Annotated in this window: 2 protein-coding genes; one reads left to right on the forward strand and one right to left on the reverse strand. The window is 64.4% G+C overall.

Features of this window, described 5'->3' with window-relative positions; genetic code table 11:
- A partial coding sequence (locus ACFXB5_RS53735) for a winged helix-turn-helix transcriptional regulator (RefSeq protein ID WP_385223385.1) occupies positions 1 to 401 on the reverse strand: 401 nt, incomplete at its 3' end.
- 42 nt (positions 402 to 443) lie between these two features.
- Between ACFXB5_RS53735 and ACFXB5_RS53740 the strand changes: the two genes are divergently transcribed.
- Positions 444 to 1,295 carry an enoyl-CoA hydratase/isomerase family protein gene (locus ACFXB5_RS53740; RefSeq protein WP_385223387.1) on the forward strand — a complete coding sequence of 284 codons (852 nt, stop codon included), beginning with the start codon at positions 444 to 446 and terminating at the stop codon, positions 1,293 to 1,295.
- The last annotated feature ends 98 nt before the right edge of the window (positions 1,296 to 1,393 follow it).

Here is a 1,393-nt window from a genome sequence, read left to right on the forward strand (position 1 = left end):
TAAAGGGTGTCCGCGCCTTCGTCAAATGCAGCCCTGTGTCGTTCGACTTCGGGGAGGTGGTCGGCGGTCCAGACGCGCAGGATCGAGAAGGGCTCTTCAAGCGTGCGACCCAGCGGCGTGATCCGGTACTCCACAGCAACGGGGCGTTGCGTCAGTACCCGGCGCTCGACGAGGCCGTTGCGTTCCAACCGTCGCAGTGCCTGCGCCAGCGATTTTTGAGTGACCCCATCGAGCTCTCTCTTGAGCTCGTTGAAGCGTCGCGGCTGCTGGCACAACGCGACCAGCAGCAGTTGACCCCACTTGTCCAGCAGCTGATCCAGGAGCTCGCGCTGCGGGCCGACGATGGTCTCGTCCCCGGCCCGATCTTCGCGGATACCAGGTTGCGTTGAAGTACCTGTCATGTGCCAGGTATACCAGAGATACCGTCAACCCAAAGGAATCTCATGACCGAACAGTCCCTGCCCAGCCTCAATCTCAAGCGCCAGGACGGAGTGCTATGGGTCTCGATTGATGTTCCGCCCATCAACCTGATGACGGCGCAGCTCATGCTCGACCTGGACGCCGTCGCTGCATCGGCCGAGAATGATCCCGATCTGCACGTCATCGTGGTCCAGAGCACCAATCCGGAGTTCTTCTTGGCACACGGCGACCTGTCATTCGTGGAGGACCCCGCGACCTACGCCGCCCTCCCGATCGCGGAGGAGACGCTTGTCGGGACGGGCCCGATGATGCGGCTTCATGAACGCTGGCGGCGTCTGCCTCAGACCACCATCGCCAAAGTCGCGGGACTCGCCCGTGGCGGTGGATCCGAGCTGGTCTCCAGCCTGGATCTGCGATTCGCGGCCCTCGAGACTGCGGCGTTCGGCCAGTTCGAGACACTGATCGGCATCGTCCCTGGAGCCGGTGCAACTGCCCACCTACCCCGCCTCGTGGGTCGCGCTCGCGCTCTCGAGATCGTGCTGACAGGCGGGCTCGTCGACGCGGCGACTGCCGAGCGGTGGGGATGGGTGAACCGAGCTCTGCCCGCCGCAGAACTGGACGAATATGTTGAGTGGGTCGCACTGACCATCGCGACTCTGCCCGACGGTGTCCGCGCCGCGGCTACCGACGCAATCGACGCGGCCGACGGCGCGCTTGAGGACGCACTGCGCGCGGAAGACCGCCTGCTCGGCGAAACGTTCACCCCCGCGTCTGGAGAGCTTGCCCGGGCAGCACTCGCGGCCGGGGTTCACACGCGCGAGGTGGAGTTGGACATCGAAGAGGTGCTGCGCGCGAACCTCGTCCGACATTCGTAACGAGTCGCCCTGCACGGGTGGAGTGCAGAAGTTGTCCATACGGTCCGTTTGGTAATTCGGGTCGAATGACCGTACGGGCCGCCTCCAACTCTGTGAAG

It is taken from the genome of Streptomyces sp. NPDC059455 (assembly GCF_042750115.1).
In the GTDB taxonomy this organism is placed as follows: Bacteria; Actinomycetota; Actinomycetes; order Streptomycetales; family Streptomycetaceae; genus Streptomyces; species Streptomyces endocoffeicus.

Excerpts from the sequence above, each read along its gene's own strand:
- ACFXB5_RS53740 (WP_385223387.1), top strand. The coding sequence starts at position 444 with ATGACCGAACAGTCCCTGCCCAGCCTCAATCTCAAGCGCCAGGACGGA.